Source organism: Microvirga sp. 2MCAF38 (assembly GCF_052115485.1).
GTDB lineage: Bacteria > Pseudomonadota > Alphaproteobacteria > Rhizobiales > Beijerinckiaceae > Microvirga.
In genome coordinates this window covers 203,392-225,143 of sequence record NZ_JBFRGU010000003.1, presented here as the reverse complement: position 1 = coordinate 225,143, position 21,752 = coordinate 203,392, and the positions used below count along the sequence as shown (strand labels likewise).

19 protein-coding genes and 1 other RNA gene are annotated in these 21,752 nt (G+C 60.8%); 8 read left to right on the top strand and 12 right to left on the bottom strand.

The window, feature by feature from the left end; all coding sequences use genetic code 11:
* Window positions 1-6 precede the first annotated feature (6 nt).
* Both ilvN and AB4072_RS07935 read right to left on the bottom strand, forming a co-directional pair.
* Window positions 7-549 carry an acetolactate synthase small subunit gene (ilvN, locus tag AB4072_RS07940; protein ID WP_441966897.1) on the bottom strand — a complete coding sequence of 181 codons (543 nt, stop codon included), beginning with the start codon at window positions 547-549 and terminating at the stop codon, window positions 7-9.
* A 42-nt stretch (window positions 550-591) separates the two neighbouring features.
* Window positions 592-2,364 carry an acetolactate synthase 3 large subunit gene (locus AB4072_RS07935; protein WP_441966895.1) on the bottom strand — a complete coding sequence of 591 codons (1,773 nt, stop codon included), beginning with the start codon at window positions 2,362-2,364 and terminating at the stop codon, window positions 592-594.
* A gap of 550 nt (window positions 2,365-2,914) precedes the next feature.
* Here AB4072_RS07935 and AB4072_RS07930 point away from each other — a divergent pair.
* Window positions 2,915-3,733, top strand: a complete 819-nt coding sequence (locus AB4072_RS07930) for an RMD1 family protein (RefSeq protein WP_441966893.1) — start codon at window positions 2,915-2,917, stop codon at window positions 3,731-3,733.
* A gap of 100 nt (window positions 3,734-3,833) precedes the next feature.
* Here the strand turns inward: AB4072_RS07930 and miaA are convergent, their stop codons facing one another.
* On the bottom strand, window positions 3,834-4,748 hold the full coding sequence (miaA, locus tag AB4072_RS07925) for a tRNA (adenosine(37)-N6)-dimethylallyltransferase MiaA (protein WP_441966891.1): 915 nt from the start codon (window positions 4,746-4,748) through the stop codon (window positions 3,834-3,836).
* 15 nt (window positions 4,749-4,763) lie between these two features.
* Between miaA and serB the strand changes: the two genes are divergently transcribed.
* Window positions 4,764-5,666: a phosphoserine phosphatase SerB gene (serB, locus tag AB4072_RS07920; protein ID WP_441966889.1), complete on the top strand. Its 903-nt coding sequence runs from the start codon at window positions 4,764-4,766 to the stop codon at window positions 5,664-5,666.
* Between the two features lie 116 nt (window positions 5,667-5,782).
* Complete coding sequence (locus AB4072_RS07915; protein ID WP_441966888.1) at window positions 5,783-8,569, top strand: hypothetical protein; 2,787 nt, start codon at window positions 5,783-5,785, stop codon at window positions 8,567-8,569.
* A 315-nt stretch (window positions 8,570-8,884) separates the two neighbouring features.
* Here AB4072_RS07915 and AB4072_RS07910 read toward each other — a convergent pair whose 3' ends face one another.
* From AB4072_RS07910 to AB4072_RS07875, 8 genes are all read right to left on the bottom strand, one after another.
* Window positions 8,885-10,390 (bottom strand): DegQ family serine endoprotease, encoded by a 1,506-nt coding sequence (locus AB4072_RS07910; protein WP_441966886.1) that lies wholly within the window; start codon window positions 10,388-10,390, stop codon window positions 8,885-8,887.
* Between the two features lie 119 nt (window positions 10,391-10,509).
* On the bottom strand, window positions 10,510-10,701 hold the full coding sequence (locus AB4072_RS07905; RefSeq protein WP_441966884.1) for a DUF2065 domain-containing protein: 192 nt from the start codon (window positions 10,699-10,701) through the stop codon (window positions 10,510-10,512).
* Window positions 10,702-10,716: 15 nt separating this feature from the next.
* Window positions 10,717-11,631, bottom strand: a complete 915-nt coding sequence (gene hflC / locus AB4072_RS07900) for a protease modulator HflC (RefSeq protein WP_441966883.1) — start codon at window positions 11,629-11,631, stop codon at window positions 10,717-10,719.
* Window positions 11,628-12,785 carry an FtsH protease activity modulator HflK gene (hflK, locus tag AB4072_RS07895; protein WP_441966881.1) on the bottom strand — a complete coding sequence of 386 codons (1,158 nt, stop codon included), beginning with the start codon at window positions 12,783-12,785 and terminating at the stop codon, window positions 11,628-11,630. The genes hflC and hflK overlap by 4 nt, the downstream gene beginning before the upstream one ends.
* Before the next feature lie 119 nt (window positions 12,786-12,904).
* Window positions 12,905-13,432, bottom strand: a complete 528-nt coding sequence (locus AB4072_RS07890; RefSeq protein ID WP_441966879.1) for a dihydrofolate reductase — start codon at window positions 13,430-13,432, stop codon at window positions 12,905-12,907.
* Window positions 13,429-13,908: a GNAT family N-acetyltransferase gene (locus tag AB4072_RS07885; RefSeq protein ID WP_441966878.1), complete on the bottom strand. Its 480-nt coding sequence runs from the start codon at window positions 13,906-13,908 to the stop codon at window positions 13,429-13,431. Before AB4072_RS07885 ends, AB4072_RS07890 begins: the two co-directional genes overlap by 4 nt.
* A 19-nt stretch (window positions 13,909-13,927) precedes the next feature.
* Entirely contained in the window at window positions 13,928-14,245 is a 318-nt protein-coding gene (locus AB4072_RS07880) for a DUF2293 domain-containing protein (protein ID WP_441966876.1), read from the bottom strand.
* A gap of 8 nt (window positions 14,246-14,253) precedes the next feature.
* Complete coding sequence (locus AB4072_RS07875; RefSeq protein ID WP_441966875.1) at window positions 14,254-15,048, bottom strand: thymidylate synthase; 795 nt, start codon at window positions 15,046-15,048, stop codon at window positions 14,254-14,256.
* Between the two features lie 80 nt (window positions 15,049-15,128).
* Between AB4072_RS07875 and ssrA the strand changes: the two genes are divergently transcribed.
* The 5 genes from ssrA (at window position 15,129) to AB4072_RS07850 (ending at window position 18,230) form a co-directional block, all read left to right on the top strand.
* Window positions 15,129-15,505: a transfer-messenger RNA gene (gene ssrA / locus AB4072_RS07870) on the top strand.
* A gap of 23 nt (window positions 15,506-15,528) precedes the next feature.
* On the top strand, window positions 15,529-16,143 hold the full coding sequence (locus AB4072_RS07865) for an SspB family protein (protein ID WP_441966873.1): 615 nt from the start codon (window positions 15,529-15,531) through the stop codon (window positions 16,141-16,143).
* 243 nt (window positions 16,144-16,386) lie between these two features.
* Window positions 16,387-17,778: a class II fumarate hydratase gene (fumC, locus tag AB4072_RS07860; RefSeq protein WP_441966871.1), complete on the top strand. Its 1,392-nt coding sequence runs from the start codon at window positions 16,387-16,389 to the stop codon at window positions 17,776-17,778.
* A 12-nt stretch (window positions 17,779-17,790) separates the two neighbouring features.
* Window positions 17,791-17,979: a DUF4169 family protein gene (locus tag AB4072_RS07855; RefSeq protein WP_441966869.1), complete on the top strand. Its 189-nt coding sequence runs from the start codon at window positions 17,791-17,793 to the stop codon at window positions 17,977-17,979.
* The gene (locus AB4072_RS07850; RefSeq protein WP_441966868.1) at window positions 17,976-18,230 is read left to right on the top strand and encodes a ribbon-helix-helix domain-containing protein; all 255 of its coding nucleotides are present in this window, start codon (window positions 17,976-17,978) and stop codon (window positions 18,228-18,230) included. The genes AB4072_RS07855 and AB4072_RS07850 overlap by 4 nt, the downstream gene beginning before the upstream one ends.
* Here AB4072_RS07850 and AB4072_RS07845 read toward each other — a convergent pair.
* Window positions 18,193-21,723 (bottom strand): AsmA family protein, encoded by a 3,531-nt coding sequence (locus AB4072_RS07845; protein ID WP_441966866.1) that lies wholly within the window; start codon window positions 21,721-21,723, stop codon window positions 18,193-18,195. The genes AB4072_RS07850 and AB4072_RS07845 overlap by 38 nt on opposite strands.
* Window positions 21,724-21,752: the final 29 nt, after the last annotated feature.

The window sequence follows — 21,752 nt, the reverse complement described above, 5'->3', positions numbered from 1 at the left end:
AGAACCTCACATGCCGTCTGCGCCACGCGCCATGGCGGCAACACCGGTGCGCGACACTTCCACCAGGCCGACAACCGTCATCAGCTTGATGAAGCGCTCGACCTCCTCGGTCGTCCCGGTGAATTCGTAAACGAAGGAGGTCAAGGTCGCATCGAGCGTCCGCGCGCCGAAAGCGGAGGCAAGTCGCATGGCTTCCACGCGGTGATCACCCTTGCCCACCACTTTCACGAGACAAAGCTCGCGTTCGATCACCTCACCCGTGACCGTCAGGTCGACGACGCGGTGCACCGGTACGAGGCGCTCGAGCTGACTCTTGATCTGCTCGAGCGTCGAGTCGGTGCCGTTGGTGACGATGGTGATGCGCGAGATATGCGCCTCATGCTCGGTCTCGGTAACCGTCAGGCTCTCGATGTTATAGCCACGGCCTGAGAACAGGCCTGCGATGCGGGCGAGAACGCCCGGTTCGTTATCGACCACGATCGCCAGCGTGTGCCGGTTGCTGGTCTCGATGCGTGTCGGGTCGGGGTAATGCGTACTCATCTGGGTCATGGCTCTTTGTCGGTCCTGGGTGTGGTCAGCTTTATGCGCTTCTCACACCAGCATCTTGCCCTTCTCGTCGATGACGGAGCCGATATCGGCTCCACCCTCGCCGAGATAATCGTTCAGCAGCATCTCGTTATGCGCCTTGCCCGATGGGATCATCGGGAAGCAGTTCTCGGTCTTGTCGACGATGCAGTCGAAGATCACCGGCTTGTTGACGTTGATCATCTGGAGGATCGCCGCGTCGAGATCCGCCGGCTTGTCGCAACGGATACCGACACCGCCATAGGCCTCGGCGAGCTTCACAAAGTCAGGCAGGGATTCCGAATAGCTGTGCGAATAGCGCCCGCCATGCAGCAATTGCTGCCATTGGCGCACCATGCCCATGTACTCATTATTCAGAATGAAGACCTTGATCGGCAGGTTGTACTGCAGCGCGGTCGACATTTCCTGCAACATCATCTGGATCGAGGCTTCGCCCGCGATATCGATGACGAGCGCATCGGGATGGGCGAGCTGCGCGCCGACCGCCGCCGGAAGACCGTAGCCCATGGTGCCGTGTCCACCGGAGGTCATCCAGCGGTTGGGCTCTTCGAACTTGAAGTACTGTGCCGCCCACATCTGATGTTGCCCCACTTCCGTGGTGACGTAGGTCTCGCGGTCTTTCGTCAGCTCATAGAGACGCTCGACAGCATATTGCGGCTTGATGGTCTCGGAAGAGTTGCGATAGGCGAGGCACTTGCGTGCGCGCCATCCCTCGATCTTGCTCCACCAATCCTTGAGCGCGGGCTTGTCGACCTGCGGCGCGGTCTGGCGCCACAAGCGCACCATGTCTTCGAGCACATGGGCACAATCGCCGACGATGGGAAGATCGACGGAGACGTTCTTGTTGATCGAGGACGGATCGATATCCACGTGGATGCGCTTCGAATAGGGCGCGAACGCATCGAGACGCCCCGTGATGCGGTCGTCGAAACGAGCACCGATATTGATCATCACATCGCAATCATGCATCGCGAGGTTCGACTCGTAGGTACCGTGCATGCCGACCATGCCGAGGAAATGCTTGTCCGATGCCGGAAAGGCGCCGAGTCCCATCAAGGTCGATGTGATGGGGAAGCCCGTCAATTGCACGAGCTCGCGCAGCAACGCCGCTGCATGCGGACCCGAATTGATGACGCCGCCGCCCGTATAGAAAACGGGACGCTTCGCATTCGCCATCAGCTCGATGGCGGCGCGGATCTTGTTGATGTCGCCCTTGACCGCCGGACGGTAGGTCTTGTGCTGGTTGCTGGTCGGACGGGCATATTGCCCCATCTTGAACTGAATATCCTTCGGCAGATCGACCACGACCGGACCGGGACGTCCATTCGAAGCGACATAGAACGCTTCGTGCAGGATGCGCGGCAGGTCCTCGATCGATTTCACGAGATAGTTGTGCTTCGTGCAGTGCCGGGTGATGCCGACCGTGTCGCATTCCTGAAAAGCATCGGAGCCGATGAGATGCGTCGGCACTTGCCCGGTGATGCACACGAGCGGGATCGAATCCATCATCGCGTCGGCCAACCCCGTCACTGCATTCGTCGCGCCGGGGCCCGACGTCACCAGAACCACGCCGACCTTGCCCGAGGAGCGCGCATAGCCTTCCGCAGCATGAACGGCGCCCTGCTCATGGCGCACGAGAACGTGCTGGACCGCCTCCTGATGGAAAAGCGCATCGTAAATCGGGAGAACGGCTCCGCCCGGATAGCCGAAGATATGCTCGACTCCCTGGTCCTGCAGAGCTCGGATCACCATTTCGGCTCCGGTCATCGTCTCGCTCATCTGTCTCGCTCCGTCGGGTCCGTCGGGGAATTCTGCATTTGTTGAATTCGGCGGACGTGGTTCTGTTGGTTTTCAAGGAATTCGGGCAATAAAAAAGGCCCCTGTGGGGGGCCTGTGCGCCATCGCCGGACCTGCGGGGTTATACCCGCTCCGTCGATGGCGTTCGTACTACGAGAATAAGCTTGCGCATGGATGCAGCTTTCGGATCAAAAGTTGCGCAGACGCTAGCCGATCGAAATCATTCGGTCAAGCACCATCGAACTTGGGTCGTGACCCAGTTTGATCCGCGCTGTTCCCTCCCCCTTGCGGGGAGGGGTAGGGGTGGGGGTTGAAAAGTCAGAGCGTTGCCTGTGATCCGGCAAGCAGGAAGGCTGCTACAGCGCCAGACGTATGAAAGTTTCACCCGGTCAGACCACTCCCACCCTTCGTCCCTTCCCACAAGAGGGAGGGAAAGCCTGTGCCTTATCCTCATCAAACTGAGTCACCACCCGAACTTGGCGAAAAACGGCCCAGCTTCTATGTTGACTGAACCTGTTTCATCACGTGCACCATGACCGCTTCGATTTTCCCTACGATTCCGGGCACTCGCATTACTGCCCGCGCGCTCCTTCTCGGTGATCGTCTCGATCTGGCCGGGCTTGAGCGCAGCGATGTGCTCTCCACGGCTCCCCTCGCCTTTCGCGCGGGGCAGGAGGGATTCGTCGCCCTTTTCCGCTATGGCGTCGCCGTTCTTGTCGGCCTGACGCCTCTGGAAGAGGACGAGGTGATCAGGGGTCTCAGGCAGCGCACCTCCGGCGAATTCGCCCGCCACGAGGAGGAAGCGGCGATCATAGAATTGTCTCCCGACAAGGATGACCAGATCCCGCCTGGAGGACCGATCTATATCAAGTCGCTCTCGACAGAACGGCTGATCGTCATTGCGGATGCCCTCTCCAAGAGCACGGTACTGGCTCACGACGAGCGCGAGGCCGCGGCCTTTTTTGACGTGGTCGAGCCTTTTGCCCGACATCTGGCCGAGCAAGGCCGACGCCCCGGCGGGCGTCGCGAAATCCTGAAGCATGTTGGCAACGCCCTTCTCGTCCGCCAGCGCATTTCGGGCCGCGTGGCGGTGGAAGAAAAGCCTGACGTTCTTTGGGACAGGCCGGATCTGGAGCGCCTCTACGCCCGCCTCGAAGACGAGTACGAATTGAAAGAACGCGCCGCTGCCCTGCATGGTAAGCTCGAGGTTATCGGCGATACGGCGCAGGCGCTCACCGACCTGATCGATACCGAACGCTCCTTGCGCCTCGAACTGATCATCGTCCTCTTGATCGTGTTCGAGATCTTTATCTCGTTTTATCAGATGTTTTCGGGCCGGTTGGGGCATTAGAGCATGATCAGAACAAGTGGAACCCGGTTGTTCGCCCGGATCATGCGGCATCATAAAGAATCGAGAGTTTGATCCTGTTTCAATCTGAACCGATCAAACTCTAGAAGGCCGCCATTGCCGCCTCATACCCGGCTTCCGGCGTCACCCAGGTCCAATCCGCCAGTTGGTGCCGGAACCAGGTGAACTGGCGCTTCGCATAGCGCCGCGTATCCCCCTGCCCCCTTGCGATTGCCTCCTCCAACGTGACCTCGCCGCGCAGATAGGCCAGAAGTCCCGGAACCCCATGGGCCCTCATCGCCGGGAGCATGGGATCGAGATGGCGTTCCCCGAGGGCGCGTACTTCGTCGAGCGCCCCTTGATCCATCATCGTGACAAACCGGCTGTCGATACGACGGCGCAACTCCTCACGCTCCGGCTCGAGAAACAGTTTGATGACGCTCTGGTCGTGAAGAAGGCCCGGCTGCCGCGCTCCATGAAAAGATACAAGCGATTGTCCGGTCGCTGCGAAGATTTCGAGCGCCCGCATGATCCGCATGCGATCCGATGGACGCAACGTCGCCGCGGCCAGCGGGTCCCGCTCGACAAGCAGGCGATGGAGATCGACCGTCTCGCGACCCTCGCATTCGGCCCGCACCGCCTCGCGGATATCCTCCGAAACGGCGGGAATATCGGAAAGGCCTTCGGTCAGCGCCTTAAAATAGAGGCCTGTGCCCCCAACGAAGATCGGGATCTTTTTTCCCTGGATCGATCTCAACAATTCCGCCGCATCGGCCAGATAGCGCCCGACGGAATAGTTCACGGCCGCATCCACATGCCCGTAGAGTCGGTGCGGCACCAGCGCCTCGTCCGCAAGGGTGGGGCGAGCCGTGATGATCCGCAGGTCGCGATAGACCTGCATGGAATCGGCGTTGATCACCACGCCGTCGAAGGCCTGCGCCAATTTGATGGCCAATGCCGACTTGCCTGATGCGGTCGGTCCTGCGATGAGGACCGCGCCGATCCGATCGTTCCTCAAGCTCCGGTCCTCACGATGGCGATGCCCCACAATTTCGTTGCGACCCTCGTCGCAAATCCCCTGAACCCAAGCGTGACGGACGAGGTCATCGCCGCTGCCGCCAAGGCCATCGGACATGAGACGGAACGCTCCGTTCTGGCAAGAGGCATCGCCGCCGACCTGATCTTTTCCGGTGACGCGAAGGTCGCCGACCACGCGATCCGCGCGATGCTGAAAGGTTCGGAGATCGATGTGATCGTCCAGCCTCTGGCGCATAGGCGCAAGCGCCTTTTCCTCGCGGACATGGATTCCACCATGATCGGCCAGGAATGCATCGACGAATTGGCGGATTTCGTCGGTCTGAAAGCCGAGGTGTCGGAAATCACCGAGCGCGCCATGCGCGGCGAGATCGCCTTCGAGCCAGCCTTACGCGAACGGGTATCGCTTCTGAAGAATTTGCCGGTCGGAGTCGTAGACGAGATCATCCGCGAGCGCATCACCCTCACCCCCGGCGGGCGCGCGCTCGTTCAGACGATCCGCGCCAATGGCGGCTATACCTGTCTGGTCTCGGGTGGCTTCACGCTCTTCACCGGCCCTATCGCAAGCAAGATCGGCTTTCACGAACACCGCTCGAACCTGCTTCTGATCGAGGCCGAGCGCCTCACTGGTGAAGTGGCGGAACCGATCCTCGGCAAGGAAGCGAAGCTGGCGACGCTCAAGGAGCTTCGCGACAGGCTCGGCCTGCAAAAGCACGATACGCTTGCGGCCGGCGACGGAGCCAACGACCTCGCCATGCTCGAAGAAGCGGGTCTCGGTGTCGCCTTCCACGCCAAGCCCGCGGTGGCCGCCGCAGCGCACGCACGGGTCGAACATGCGGACCTCTCGGCTCTGCTCTATGCGCAGGGATATCGTGAGGAGGAGGTTTTGGGAGTTGATTGAAGTCCTCTGAGATCCCCCGCGCCTGAAACACTTAAGAATGCTATATAGTAACGTACTATGCCCGTGAGATAACGCGTATCAAGGAGAATGATCCTAAAACCGGAAAGTGAGCGGCAATGCCTCGATCAACCTCGGATAATCACGCCCCTGAAATCACGCGGCTGACGTTCGACTATGTCAACGAGAGGACCAATATCGGCACTATCGTCGGCGCGGTCGGAGCTTTCGACATTGACGGCGACGCTCTGACCTATTCCTTGGTGGATGACGCCGGCGGCCGCTTCTACATGGACAACAACCAGTTGCGCGTCCTGGACAACACCCGCTTCAGCAACGAGATCGAGCCGGTTCATCGGATCATCGTCCGCGTCACCGACGCGAACGGGGCCTCTACGGACAAGGACTTTGTCATCCGCGTGCTGGATGATGACGGCGTGCCTTCCGACAACCATGCTCCGACCGATCTGATCCTGAACGGCACTGTGGTTCAGGAAGGAGCGGTTTCCGGAACTCCGATTGGGGTTCTGAGCGGCATCGATCCGGATGCGGACGAGAACTTCACTTATGAAATTCTCGACAATGCGGGCAACCGTTTTGCCATTCACGGCAACATGCTCGTGGTCGCGGACGGCTCCCTGGTCGATTATGAAACCGCAGCCTCGCACGAAGTCCGAATTCGCGTGAAAGACAAGATGGGGCACGCCCTCATCAAAAATTTCACCATCAATGTGACGGATGCGGACGAGAACTCTCCCCCTGCGCCCGGCAACCATGCACCGAGCGATCTCTGGGTTGCGGCACAGGATATACCCGAGAACGCGAGCGCCGGATCCATCGTGGACACGATCTACGGCACCGATCCGGATGGTGACGCCCTCAGCTACAGTTTGCCGGTGGACTACGACGGCCCCTTCGCTATCGTTGGCGACAAGATCGTGGTGCGCGACGACGCCGTCCTCACGGGCGGCACGGTTTCCATGCTGGCGATCACCGTCTCCGACGGCCGGGGCGGAACGCTAACCAGGAATTTCGACTTGCACATTACCGATGTTCCCGGCTTCCCCGAGAACCCGAACCCGCCCTCCCCGCCGTCGGACAACCATGCGCCGAGCGATCTCTTCCTCTGGGCCGAGGACGTGCCTGAGACCGCGACAGGGGGAAGTTACGTCGGGAAGATTTTCGGATTCGATCCTGACAGCGACGCACTCACATATCAGATCGCCAATTCGGATAGCCCCTTCGTGGTGGTTGGAGATCGGATTTTCCTGCGCGAAGACGCAGTGCTCGATTATGCGACGCACCCGTCTTATCTCATCACGGTTGTCGCGTCGGACGGCCGTGGCGGAATCCTATCACGGGATTTTTCCATCAACGTCAAAGATATGCCGGATGCCCCGAACCCACCGTCTCCGCCGTCGGACAACCACGCCCCGATCATCGAACGCCTGACCTTTGACTGGGTCGCGGAAAACTCGATCAACGGCTTCATCGTCGGCACCGTCCGGGCCCGTGATGTAGACGGCGATACCCTGACTTATGAACTTGTCGATGACGCCGACGGTCGCTTCGTCATGGACGGGGACGACCTCCGAGTCCTGGACGGCAGCCGCTTCGACGATCAGATCGCGCCGACCCATACGGTGAGGGTGCGGGTCACCGACCAGCACGGACTGTCCTCGGAAAAGGACTTCGTCATCCATGTCATGGATCGAGACGGAAACCCGACACCTCCACCTCCGCCTCCTCCGGTGAACAATGCCCCGACCATCGAACGCCTGACCTTCGATTGGGTGGCGGAAAATTCGATCAATGGCTTCATCGTCGGCACGGTCCGGGCCCACGATGTGGACGGCGATACCCTGACTTATGAACTTGTCGATGACGCCGACGGTCGCTTCGTCATGGAGGGGGACGACCTCCGAGTCCTGGACGGCAGCCGCTTCGACGATCAGATCGCGCCGACCCATACGGTAAGGGTGCGGGTCACCGACCAGCACAATCTGTCCTCGGAAAAGGACTTCGTCATCCATGTCATGGATAGAGACGGAAACCCGACACCTCCGCCGCCGCCTCCTCCGGTGAACCATGCTCCGGCTCATCTTGATCTTGTCGACAACAGCGTCCCCGAAAACGCGCCGAACGGGGCTCTTATCGGCTCCCTCGTCGCGTACGATCCCGATGGGGACCTTCTCACGTATAAGCTCCTCGATGATGCGGGCGGTCGCTTCGCGCTTCATGACAACATGATCGTCGTCAAGGACGGCACAAAACTCGATTTCGAGACGGCGCAGACACACAATGTCACCGTGCGTGTCCTTGATACTCATGGTGCCTATCTCGACAGAACCTTCACGATCTTGATCAAAGACGTGACTGAAGGTGGTCCCCATGAGGATCCGAACGAAGAAGACCCGAACGAGGACCCGACCGGCGTGGTGATCGTCGGCGGCAACTCGCACGATCGCCTGAATGGCGGGGAAGGCGACGATACGATCCTTGGAATGCGCGGTAACGATACGATCCGCGGCGGCAACGGCGATGACATCATCAACGGTGGCCTCGGCAAGGATGTGCTGGCCGGCGGAGCGGGCGAAGATACCTTCGTCTTCAACGCGAAACTCTCATCCGCGAACGTGGATCGCATCACCGATTTCTCGGTTGCCGAGGACAACTTCCATCTGGCCAAGTCGATCTTCAAGGGCATCGGATCCAAGGGTCAGTTGGCCAAGAAAGCCTTCTGGGTCGGCGAGAAAGCCCATGATGCCAATGACCGCATCATCTATGACAAGACCACCGGCGACCTCTCTTTCGACGCCGATGGCACCGGCGCCAAGGCGGCCGTGAAGATCGCCACTCTCAAGAGCGGCCTCGCATTGAGCTACGAACACTTCATCGTGATCTGAGATCCAAACGAAGCAGCAAACCAGCGTTTTCAACGCGGTGCCAGAACAACAAAAAAGGCGGCCCCAGGCCGCCTTTTTTATTTTCAATTCTATACCTCTTAGAGACTGTTTTGAAATTGATGAGTTTTTCCTCTCCTCTCGTCATTCCGGGGCCGCGTCAGCGGAGCCCGGAACCCATAACCACAAGCGTTTCATAACGCGAAGCGAACGAGTGCGCTTGCGTCTCATCCGCAGATGCCGGCGGTTCTGGGTTCCGGGCTCGCCTGCGGCGCCCCGGAATGACGATGGGAAGGCGCTAAACTATTTCCAAACGGGCTACTCCAGCGGCAGCGCTACGAAGCGGACTTCGCCCTGTGCATTCGCCACGAGAAGAAGCGCCGACTTGCGATTTTCCTTCTTCAGGGCCTCGATACGCTTGGTGACGTCAGCTGGACTGGATACCGGCTCCTGGCCAACCTCCACGATCACCTCGCCCGGCTGAATGCGCTTGTCGGCGGCATTGGAGTTCGGATCGACGCGGGTGACCACGACGCCCTTCACGTCATCCTTGAGGTTGAAGCGGCGGCGCGCTTCATCGGTAATAGAGGACAGGCTGAGGCCGAGGGCCTGACGGGTCACGGTCGGCGTCTCGGTCGAAGGCTGCTGGGCATTCGCCTGCTTCTCGCCATCTTCGAGGCGACCGAGGGTGACGCGCTTCGTCTCTTCCTTACCCTTGCGGACGATGACCACGTCGACGGTCTTGCCTACTGGCGTCGTGGAAACGACGCGCGGCAGATCGCGCGAATCCTTCACCTCCTTGCCGTCGAAGCGAACGATGACATCGCCCACATCGAGGCCCGCAGGCTTGGCCGGGCCGTTCTCGTCAATGCCCGCGATCAGAGCGCCACGCGGCGCACCGAGGTTCAGCGCTTCGGCCGTCGAATCGTCGACGCTCTGGATACGCACGCCGAGCCAGCCGCGACGGGTCTCGCCGAACTGACGCAGCTGGTCGATGACAGGGGCAGCCGATGCTGCCGGAACGGCAAAGCCGATACCCACCGAACCGCCGGTCGGCGACAGGATCGCCGTATTGATGCCAATCACTTCGCCGTTCATGTTGAACAACGGTCCACCGGAATTGCCCTTGTTGATGGCGGCATCCGTCTGGATATAATTGTCGTACGGACCTGAATCGATGTTACGGCCGCGCGCGGATACGATACCCGCTGTCACGGTTCCGCCCAGGCCGAACGGATTGCCGATCGCAAGCACCCAATCTCCCGGACGCAGTGCGTCGGAATCGCCGAACTTGACGGCCTTCAGCGGCTTGTCGGTCTTCACCTTCAGAACCGCGAGATCGACCTTCGAATCCTTGCCGATGATCTCGGCTTTCAGCCTGGTCCCATCGGAGAAGATGACGCTGATGTCATTGGCGTCGCCGATCACGTGATTGTTCGTCACCACGATGCCCGACGGATCGATCACAAAGCCGGAACCCAGCGAATTCGACTTGCGCGGGCGCTGGGGAGCGTTATCGCCCTGCCCCTGGCCTTGCCCGCGACGGTTGAAGAACTCTTCGAACAGATCTTCGAAGGGCGTTCCGGGCGGCAGCTGCGGCAAAGTGCGGTTCTTGGTCTCCACAGTCGTGGAAGCCGAGATATTGACGACGGCGCCGGTCACCTCCTCCGCCAGATCGGCGAAGGATTCCGGGGCGGAGCGGGCCTGGACCGAAATCGGCATAGCGGTCGCGATCAACGCGACGACGGCAAAGCAGGAGGTGGCCAAGCGGCCCATCGAGCGCTTCGCCTCAGGCGGCGCGAATGCATTCATGGCTTGGGTCATCGAAGGTTTTCTTCTCCTGAAGGATAAAGACATAGATTGTCGATCCGGCTTGCCATTCAAGCACTGATTACGGCGGAAGCACGGCGGCGGGAAAATCGTTTCCCGATTTCCCGAACATGTTACCCGAATTGCCGCACGGCCCAGATGATCGCGACCCCCGCGAGTGCCGAGACGATGCCGACCAAACGCATTCGGTCGCTCGGACTATGAGCGGCCTCGTACATGGCTTTGCGCATGCCGTCAGGGAAGGCGGCAAATAAAATGCCCTCGACCGCGAGAGCGAGGCCGAGGGCTGCGATAAGGTCCAGCATGCTTCTTTGATGAGCTTATTGGGCCGGCTTGGCCGGGGGAGTGGCGGGTGCGCCGTTCCGCCGACCCAGCGGATCGTTGAAATACCGGAAGAAATCGGAGGTCGGGCTCAACACGAGACGGGTATCTCCAGTTTTGAGGCCGGTCTCATACGCCTGCATCGAGCGATAGAAAGCGAAGAAGTCCGGATCCTTGCCAAAGGCAGCTGCCAGGATTCGATTTTTATCCGCATCGCCCTGTCCCCGCAATTCCTCGGCCTGACGATTGGCATCGGCACGGATGACCGTTGCGTCCCGCTCCGCCTTGGCCCGGATCGTCTGCGCCCGCTGCTGTCCATTGGCGCGCAGATCGGCCGCCTCACGCTCACGTTCCGTACGCATGCGCTGATAAACCGCCTGGCTGTTCGCCGCCGGCAGATCGACGCGGGTCAGGCGAACGTCCACCATTTCGATGCCGAGGCTCTGGGTCTGACGATTCACCTCATGCTGAATGCGGCTCATCAAATCGGCGCGGTCCGTGCGGACGATCGCATCCCGCGAAGCGCTCGCCAAAACGTTACGCATCACGGCATTGGTGAAGCTCGCGAGGCGCTGATTGGCCAGAGTGAGGTTGTTGACCGCCTGATAGAACTTGAGCGGATCGGTGATGCGGTAACGGGTGAAGGCATCCACTTCGAGATTCTGCCGGTCTGCAGTCAGAAGAGTCTGGACGGGCAGGTCGAGATCCAGAACACGTTTGTCGAAATAAGTGACCGCGTCGATCAGCGGCACTTTGAATTTCAGACCCGGTTCCCGAATGTCGGACTGTACGGCGCCGAACCGCAGGACGAGGGCATATTGGGTTTGCTGGACGACGAAGGCCGAAGCGTAAAGAGCCACCGCAGCCAGCGCCAGAATGGCCAGGATGCCTGTGCGAAGCACGGAGTTATTCATCGCGTCGCTCCCTGTGACGTCTGCGGATTGGCCGGCGGGTTCGTCGCCTGAGGCCGACGTTGCAATTCGTTCAAGGGCAGGAAGGGCACGACGCCCTGACCGTTCTGGTCCACGATGATTTTCGGCACTTCACCGAAGACCCGTTCCATCGTCTCGAGGAAGATGCGTTCACGGATGATGTCCGGAGCCTTGCGGTATTCCTCATAGACCTTGCTGAAGCGCGCGGCCTGACCGTTCGCATCGGCGACCGATTGCTCGCGATAGCCCTCCGCCTGCTGGACGGTCCGCGAAGCCTCGCCTCGCGCCTCCGGCACAACCTGGCTCGCAAAGGTCTCCGCCTGGTTCTGAACACGCACGGCATCTTGCTGTGCGGCATTGACGTCGACGAAAGCGGGCCGCACATCGGCCGGGGGCTGCGCCGCCTGAAGCTGAACCACGTTGATCAGAACGCCCGCCCCGTAGCTGTCGAGGGTGTTTTGCGTGATCTGCCGGACTTCCTGGGCGATGCTCGCCTGCTCGGTCGTCAGAATGGCCTGGATGGCACGGCGGCCGATCACTTCGCGCATGGCGCTCTCGGCGACAGCCTTGATCGTGCCTTGCGGGTTCTGGAGGTTGAAAACGAAATCCTGCGCACGCGCCGGATTGACCTGCCACACCACGTCGAAATCGATATCGACGATGTTCTCGTCGCCGGTGAGCATGAGGCTTTCCTCAAGCACGTCACGATTTCGGCTCTGCGTGTTCTGCGAAGACCGGTAACCGACCTCGATGCGCTCCTGGCGCGTCACGTCGGGCTTTTTCACCTGCCCGATGGGATAAGGCAAATTGTAGCGAAGGCCTTCGCCGGAGCTGCCGGTATATTTTCCGAAAAGCATGTTGATGCCGACTTCGTTCGGGCGAACCGTGTAGAAGCCCGTCAAAAGCCAGACGCCGACCACGGCGAGGCCGAGAAGAAGGATGCCCTTGCCACCACCGAACGAGCCGCCCGGGATGAAGTCCTTCAGGCGATCCTGCCCGCGACGGAGGATATCCTCCAGGTCAGGAGGTGTCCCGTTATCCTGTGGACCCGATCCCCAGGGGCTCTTTCCGCCCCCCGATCCGCCACGCTGGCCCCATGGACCACCGCCGCCGCCGCTCTGGTTACTCCAAGGCATAGGGTGCCTTTCCTCCTGATGAGAAGCCCGGCGGGAACCGCCGTAGGAACGAAAGGCGGTTGTGTGTTGCGTTTCCGCCGCCTGTCAAGGCTGCGAGGTGGGGATTGCCGAGGCTTTCGTCAACCTTGGCCGTTCCCGCCGCGCTGCTCAAGCTCGATAAAGGTAAACGAATGCTCGTCATCCGCACCCTTCGGATGTTCGCTCCGGGCGACTTCCCGGAACTTCGCGCGATCGTATGGAGGGAAAACCGCATCCCCCTCCGGCGAAGCGTGAACCTGGGTGAGATAAATGGTTCGAACGTGGGGTAGAGCAAGGGCGTAGATCTCCCCGCCGCCTGCAACCGCGATGGCGGCCGCGCCCATCTTTTCCGCCAGCGTAGAAGCCTTTTCGACCGCTTCGCTCCAGTTGCGCGCCACATGAACGCCCTCGACCGAGAAGGTGGGATCCCGCGTGAGAACGACGGTCTCGCGCCCGGGCAAAGGCTTGCCGATGGATTCGAAGGTCTTGCGGCCCATGATCATGGGTTTTCCCATCGTGAGGTCACGAAAACGTCGAAGATCGGTCTTGAGCCGCCATAAAAGCTGATTGTCGCGGCCGATCACGCCATTGTCGGCGACTGCCACGACGATATCGAGTGGGTAGGTCATTGCTCCGCCAGCCTTTCCAGGGCTTCCCCCGTCACCCGTTGAACAGTCCATTCATCCATGGACGTCGCGCCGATGGAGCGATAGACGCGCAGAGCCGGCTCGTTCCAATCGAGCACCCACCATTCAAGACGGGCAAGCCCTTCCGCAAGGCATCGCCGCGCCAGATGCCGGAGCAGAGCCTTGCCGATCCCCTTCGCGCGGAACTCCGGCCTGACGAAGAGATCTTCGAGATAGAGACCATGGCGTCCTCGAAAGGTCGAGAAATTGTAGAACCACAAGGCAAAGCCTGCGGGTTCCCCATCCCATTCCGCGATATCCGCAAAAACGCGCGGTTCTGTGGAAAAAAGGGCCTCTGCAATGCTCTCCTGCGTCGCATCGACCTCATGGGCGAGCCGCTCGTATTCGGCAAGCTCGCGGATGAATTCGAAAACGAGAGAAGCGTCGCGGGGTTCGGCGGGGCGAATGATCAGAGTCATGGGCGTGATTTGACGATAATCAGGAGTTCTGTCCAGCCTCGTCGGCCTCGTTCTCGACCCGTCGGGGCGAGCCCCAGCCTTCGAGGATCGAGTTGATATCCTCGAACACGAAGAACCGCGCACTGTCCACGTCATAACCCTCGTCGAGAAGGCTGTCGTAATCCGTGAAGGTGTGGCGGATATAGGCGACGAGAGACAACCAAGCCGCCGCTTCGGGAGACGCACCGTGCAGGCCGCGACTGCCGAGAGCGTGGTCGGTCACCGCTTCGAATTCGTGACGCGGAATGCGCGGAGCGAGAATGCGAACAGCGCTCTCGATGGCCTCGCGCCGGTTCATCGCCGATCTCAGACCGCGACCGGGGCCTTGATGGCCGGATGAGGATCGTAATCCTCGATGGCAATGTCTTCGAATTTGAAATCGAACAGCGAGCGCACCTCCGGATTGAGCCGCAGCTTCGGCAGAGGGCGCGGGGCACGGGACAATTGCAGTTCCGTCTGTTCGATGTGGTTGAGATAGAGGTGCGCGTCCCCGAAGGAATGCACGAAATCGCCCGGCTGCAAGCCTGTCGCCTGCGCCATCATGTGCGTGAGAAGCGCATAGGACGCGATGTTGAAGGGCACGCCCAGGAACACATCCGCCGAACGCTGGTAGAGCTGGCAGGACAAGCGTCCTTCCGCGACATAGAATTGAAACAGGCAATGGCACGGCGCGAGCGCCATCTTGTCGAGTTCGGCCGGGTTCCAGGCGGAGACGATGAGGCGGCGCGAATCGGGATTGCGGCGGATCTCATTCAAGACCCCTTGAATCTGGTCGACAGTGCCGCCGTCGGGCTTAGCCCATGAACGCCATTGCTTGCCGTAGACCGGGCCGAGATCGCCGTTCTCGTCGGCCCACTCGTCCCAGATCGAGACGCCGTTTTCCTTGAGATAGCGAATGTTCGTATCGCCCTTCAGGAACCACAGCAATTCATGAATGATGGAGCGCAGATGCAGCTTTTTCGTCGTGACGAGGGGAAAGCCCTGGCTAAGATCGAAACGCATCTGATGGCCGAAAACAGAGATGGTCCCTGTCCCCGTCCGGTCGTCCTTGCGGACGCCTTCGGCAAGAATGCGGCGAAGCAGGTCGTGGTAGGCTTGCATGGGTCGCTCCTGTCTCCACCTTATCGCAGCGGTAAGCCCGCTTGAGAATGGCCCCGCCATCCCCGGCGAACTTGTCCCCCGGTCTTTCAAATCCGCTCGGGTTTTCTTATATTGGGTTTGCTGGCCGCAAGGTCAGCTATGGCGATAAACGGCTATCGGAATAAACCTATCGGACCCGGGGGCGGTACCCGGCGCCTCCACCAAAATCCAGGCTGAGCTTGCGAAAATCAAGCGGCGCTTGGGTTTCGGCGGGGGCGAAATAGGATCGACGAGGGCGTAAAGGGTAGACTTTTGCTCGGCATGGTTCCGCCGTTATCGGGCCTATTCAATAGTTGCCAACGACAACTATGCTCCGGTTGCAGTGGCTGCGTAAGCGGTCCCTAATACCGACTCAAAGTCCTTGCGGTTAGCACCGTAAGGCGGGGTTCGGAGGCACCTGGCAACAGAAGCCTCCACTTCTTTCTCTTCAAGGGCTCCCCAATGGCCGGTAAAGACCTGATCCGCTACGACCTTCTGGTGCAGGATGCGCTTAAAGGAGTCGTACGCAGGGTTCTCATCGATGCCGGCAAGGACGGCCTGCCTGGAGAGCACCATTTCTACATTTCCTTCCGCACGGATTTTCCCGGCGTTCGCCTGTCGAACCGCCTGCGTGAAAAATATCCGCAGGAGATGACAATCATCCTCCAGCATCAGTTCTGGGACCTGATCATCACCGAGCACACCTTCGAAGTGGGCCTCTCGTTCTCCGGCGTTCCGGAACGATTGCTGATTCCCTTCGATGCGCTCACGGGCTTTTTCGACCCCTCCGTGCAGTTTGGCCTGAAATTCGATCAGGAAGGCGATGAAGACGAGGTTGAGGAGGAGAGTGCGGAAGCACCAGCCGCGCCCTCCCCGATTCGCGGCGCGGCCTCGGAACCCGTCGAATTGAAGCGACCCAAGAAGACGCCTGCGGCTGCGAAGAATGAAGCCAAGAAGGACGTTTCGTCCGAAGTGGAGGTATCTCCTCAGCCTGAAGAAAAAACCGGTAAGGGCGAAAAGTCCGAAGGCAACGGCGCCGAAGTCGTTAGTCTCGACTCCTTCCGCAAGAAAAACTGACGCGACTTCATTTCAGCTATTTTGTGCCAATCGGGTGCGCTTGAACGGTCGCATTGCCATAAGTCACGCGGAAAATCCGCCATTCGGACGTTCACGTGGCTGCGGCTCGCAAAAACCGCGATGGGAGACTTCGGACCTTAAAGGGGCGTGCCGACATGGCAGATATGATAATATGCCGGCCTCCGGTGTTGCGGGCGCGAAAGTTTGAGATAAGAACACGAACCCCCACCGAAAGAGGTCAGGATGTCGCCCTCAACCCGCATCGAAACAGATACCTTCGGCCCCATCGAGGTGCCCGCCGATAAGCTCTGGGGCGCGCAGACGCAGCGCTCGATCCAGAACTTCCGCATCGGCGGCGAACGTCTGCCGATTCCGCTGGTCCATGCGCTGGCAATCGTGAAACAGGCTGCGGCCCTGGCCAACAAGGATCTGGGCGAACTGGACGGCAAGCTCGCCGACGCGATCGCTGTCGCCGCCTCGGATGTGGTGCGCGGCAAATTCGACGACGAATTTCCTCTCGTGATCTGGCAGACCGGCTCCGGCACCCAGTCGAACATGAACATGAACGAGGTTCTCTCCAACCTCGCCAATGAGCGCATGGGTGGCGAGCGTGGCGGCAAGAAGCCCGTTCATCCCAACGATCACGTCAATCGTGGCCAGTCTTCCAACGACTCGTTTCCAACTGCCATGCACATCGCCGTGGCGCGCGAGATCAACGATCGCCTGCTCCCGTCGCTCAAGCATCTGCTCAAGGCTCTGAACGCGAAGGCCGAGGCCTTCAAGGACATCGTGAAGATCGGCCGTACGCATCTGCAGGACGCGACCCCGGTCACCCTCGGCCAGGAATTCTCGGGATACGCGGCGCAGATCCAGCTCGGTATCAGCCGCATCGAGGCGACTCTGCCCGGCGTCTACGCCCTCGCTCAGGGTGGCACGGCGGTCGGCACGGGCCTGAACGCTCATCCGAAATTCGCCGACCTCTTCGCCGTCAAGGTGAAGGAATTGACGGCCCTGCCCTTCGTCTCGGCTCCGAACAAGTTCGAAGCGCTCGCCTCGCATGACGCTCTCGTGTTCACGCAAGGCGCTCTGGCGAGCGTCGCCACCGGCCTCTTCAAGATTGCCAACGACATCCGCCTCATGGGCTCCGGTCCGCGCTCCGGCCTCGGCGAGATCTCGCTGCCGGAAAACGAGCCCGGCTCGTCGATCATGCCGGGCAAGGTCAACCCGACCCAGGCCGAAGCATTGACGATGCTCTGCTCACAGGTGTTCGGCAATCAGGCGACCGTGACTTTCGCCGCGAGCCAGGGCCATTTCGAGCTCAACGTGTTCAAGCCGGTGATCGTGAACGCCGTGCTGCAATCGATCCGCCTCATCGCGGATGGTGCAGTCAGCTTCACCGACAATTGCGTTGTCGGTATCGAGCCGAACAAGGACCGTATCGCCGATCTGATGCAGCGTTCGTTGATGCTGGTGACGGCTCTTGCGCCGACCATCGGCTACGACAAGGCCGCTTCCATCGCGAAGGCCGCGCACAAGAACGGCACAACCTTGAAGGAAGAGGCGGTGAAGTCCGGCGCGGTGACGGCGGAGCAGTTCGACGCTGTCGTTCGTCCCGAGGACATGCTCGCTCCGTAAAGGAGGAATCCCATGGCGGAGATCATCAATCTGCGCCAGATGCGCAAACAGAAGGCGCGGGCGGAAAAAGAAGCCCGCGCCACTGAGAACCGTACCGTCTTCGGGCGGACGAAGGAGGAGCGCCGGCTCGAAGAAGCACGGCGCGACCTGGATCAACGCAAACTCGACGCGCATAAGCGCGACGACGAGAAGCCGGAATGAGCGGCAGCGGCGTCATCAAGCGCTCGCTCTCGATTGCCGGTCACCGGACGAGCGTGTCTCTCGAAGAGCAGTTCTGGGACGCCTTGCGTGAGATCGCGGAAAAGCGTTCTCTCTCCATTCAAGCGCTCGTGCAAGGCATCGATACCGGCCGGGGCGATCAGAATTTATCGTCCGCCATTCGGGTCTTCGTGCTCAACACGCTGCGCGAGGATCTCAACCGCCGGGACCCCGCACCATCGGCGGAGCTTTAAGCTCTATCGTCGGCGTCAGCGGAGGCATCGCGAAGGGCGTGCCCGTCGGCGGCGTAGGCTCTTCCGCACTGGGTTCGCTCTGCTGCTGTCTTTGAGCGCGTTCCGCGTCTTCCTTCGCCTTCGCCTGACGCGCAGCCTCATCGGCTGCCGCCTTCACGCGTTGGCGTTCCGCTTCCTGTTGCTGAATCTGCCGTTGCCGCTCGGCAGCCGCCTTTTCGAAAGCCTCGATCTTTTCAAGCTCACGCTTCAGGACGACAGCTGCGAGCCCGTTGCGGAACGGCCCCGCATCGACCTCGCGCACGGGTGCGGCAAGGGGGCCTTTCCAATTCAATCCCGTTGATGGTGGCGCGCCTGTCCATCCGGGCGGCGCGGTCTTGGCCATCAACGCGCCTCGCGCTTCAAACGTCAAAGTCCTCAGATCGTACGTCACGGCGCCCTGCCAATTCGCGCGCGCGTTTTCGACAACGAACGGCGACAATCTCAGCATGCCGCCGACAAGCGCAGCCGACGTGGTGACAGAGGTTGCGGCAAGCGGCGCGCGGGCGAGCTCCTCACTGAGAATCGTCTCGGCCTTTCCTTGAGCCAATGGCTCGTTGTCGGCGAGCGCTCGTTTCAAGGCACGGTCGAGAGCGGTCGGATCGGCAGCCGGCACGCGAAGATTGGCAATGCGCCAATCTCCCGCCCCGCCGAGATTGGCGACGAGGCCTGCAACATTCTGTGCCGATGTGCCGAATTTGAGCGAACCGGTCAGTCTGCCTTCGAGCGGAGTCGTTCCGGCCAGTGCCTGAACAGACACATCGCGCAACGCACCCTCGCCGACCACCGATGCGAGCGCTCCCTGTCGTGAGATCGACACCGATCCAGTGAGGCGACCATCGCCCAACCCTGCATCCAGATTGGTGATGGCGATACCATCAAAGGTCGCGCCCAGCGTGAAACTCGCCTTTGTCCCCTGGATACCGCGCCCCAGATCCAGGCTCGCGGCTTTGACCGTGATCTGTCCGCCGGTCATCAAGCGAGCATTCGGCCCAAACCCGGTCGTCGACCAGATCGTATTGGCGTTCGGTTCTCCCGGCAAGTTCAAGATCAGAGCCGTCGCAAGCCACGGCAAGGAAACGCGCTGGAGAGAAATTTCGCCGCTGATTTCCGATCGCGACCGCGCGGTCAATCGTCCTTGGATCGGCTCCCCGGCGACAGTGCCGGTGACATCGAGAAGCGTCGCGTCGCGCTCTCTCCCGAGCGTCAAGCGGCCCTTCGCGGGTGCGGGGGCCGTGCCCACGTTGTCGCTCAACAATCGCAAAAATGGCGTGAGGTCGGCGCTTACGAACTCCACTTCACCGGTATCGACCGCATCGTCGGCGGCACTCAGGGTGAAGGGGCGCTTTGTCGAGATGGTCGCGCCGCCAACATCACCCGATAGAGTGATATTGAATCGTCCCGATCCGACCCGCGCACCGCGCATGGTGATTGTGGAGGGGCGCTTGAGCGTTTGCGCATCGGCCTGTCCGATCCATCGGCCTGTATTGTCAGTCGCGAGAACCACATCGAGGCTTTCGGTCCGGCCCTCCGCGGACTCGACCTTGCCGTCGAACCGTCCACCCGCCGCAGAGCCGTTTGCAGTTGTTCGCAAGCGGAATTCCTTGGAGCCGGCGACAGGCGCGACGCGCTCGGTCACGACATCGAGATTCAAATCGCCTTCACGCAGGAAAGGCGGCATCAGATGCGAAATGCCACCCGCCCAAACACTGCCGAGAATATCGATCAGGGGTGCAGCGCGCTCCGCGGTGACCTTCCCCGCGATACGCCCCGACCCGTCCGGCGCAATGCGACCACTGACGCGGGCATTCGCGCCGGCAAGATCGATGATATCGAGGGCTTCGACGAGCAGTGCCTTACCGTCGGAATTAATGCGCGCGGAAATCCGGCCAGCGCCCGGACGGTTGCCGGCGCGGACATTGCGCGCATCGAGAATGAAGCCGACATCGAGATTTTGCGTTGTTTCGAAAACGCTCGAAATCTGCGGCAGCTGATCGAGGTTCAGATCCTGAATCGCGACCTGCGCTTCGAGACGACCGCGATGATCGCCTTCCGCAGCCGTGAAGCGCAGATTACCTGTCATAGCCGCATCGCCCGTCTTCACATGCATGCGGCTGAGAGACAGGATCGGGTTCGCGAAGGAAATGTCCGATGCCGCCTCGAAGAAACGCCCATCGAGCACCTTCAGAAACGGAGAGTGGATATTGAGGCGCTCGAGATAGCGCGCAAGCCTGTCGGACGCGTTGGAGGCGACCAAGATCCGACCCTCCGCGTTACCGAGGGTGGCGCTGCCGATCTCGCCTTGCATCGCGACCCGGGTCTCGCCGGGCGCCATGAACTCAAATTTTTCCAGCTTCGCTTGTCCATGCACGAACGAGCCACGCAAGACCGCGTTGGACAAGTCTTCCTGCCCTAGACCGATACTGTCGATCTTGAGGTCGAGGTCGACGGGCACGCTGTTGACGGGAAGTGACCAGGTCGCCAACCGGCTTTTGAAATCGCGCCCGTTCGACGAGAGAATGAAGCTGTCGGCGTCGAGCCTACGCCCTTCGAGCTTGAGCGAGATCTTGGGATCGTTGACTTGAAAACTCCCCTCTCCCGTCATGCGAAGGCTCGCGCCACCCTCGCCTGCTTCCAGGCTCGTCTTGTCGAAGACGACCACGCCCGGTTTCGTCTTGAACGCGGTCTCGATGACGATGGGGATCGGAATGCCCGCTGCCGCCACCTGAGCCGGCGGACCGAAAAGGACCTTCGCCTTGCCCGCGAGAAGAGGCACGGCAGGGTCCGAGCCGAGCGCCAGCTTGGCGTCGATGTCGAAGCGTGGATTAAGATCGCCGCCACCGGAAAGCTTCAGCTGAACGGTCCTGTCTTCACCAAGCTCCGCCGTAACGAACCGGAACGGAACGCCTCTGGTCGTTCCTTCCACCCGCCAGGGTCCGGCGAGCTTTTGCCCTTCGATTGTGACGTTCTCGGCGGAAACCTGATCTGTCCGCCCCGTGTCGAGGCGCTGCGCGGTGACAAGCACCTGGGTGATGTTCAGGCTCTCAATCGCAAGGTCGCGTCCTCGAAGGCCGGAGAAGGTTTGCGGAGGCGCCCATGTACCGTCGTTTGCGACCGGCACGTGCAGGTCAGCCCGCCCGATGCGGGTTTCGGTGAAACGCACCTCGCCCCGCAACAGCGGCATGAGCTGCACTTCGGCCCAGATGAAATCAGCCGTCAACGATGGGGTTTCAGGGGCGCCTGAACCCAGGCGAAGGCGATCCAGGCGAAGGCGTGGCGACGGCAACAGGCGAACGCCGATCCGACCCTCCGTGTGAGCCTCGGTGCCCGCCGCGCGGGAAATCGTCTGATCGATGAGGTCGCGCCGCGCTTCCCAATCCATGAGGGGCGGCGCAACAAGCGCCGCGGCCAGGACCAGGATGATGATGGACGCGATGACCGTCAGAATGTCACGCAAGAGACGCCTTCTCCGCTTTTTCCATTGAG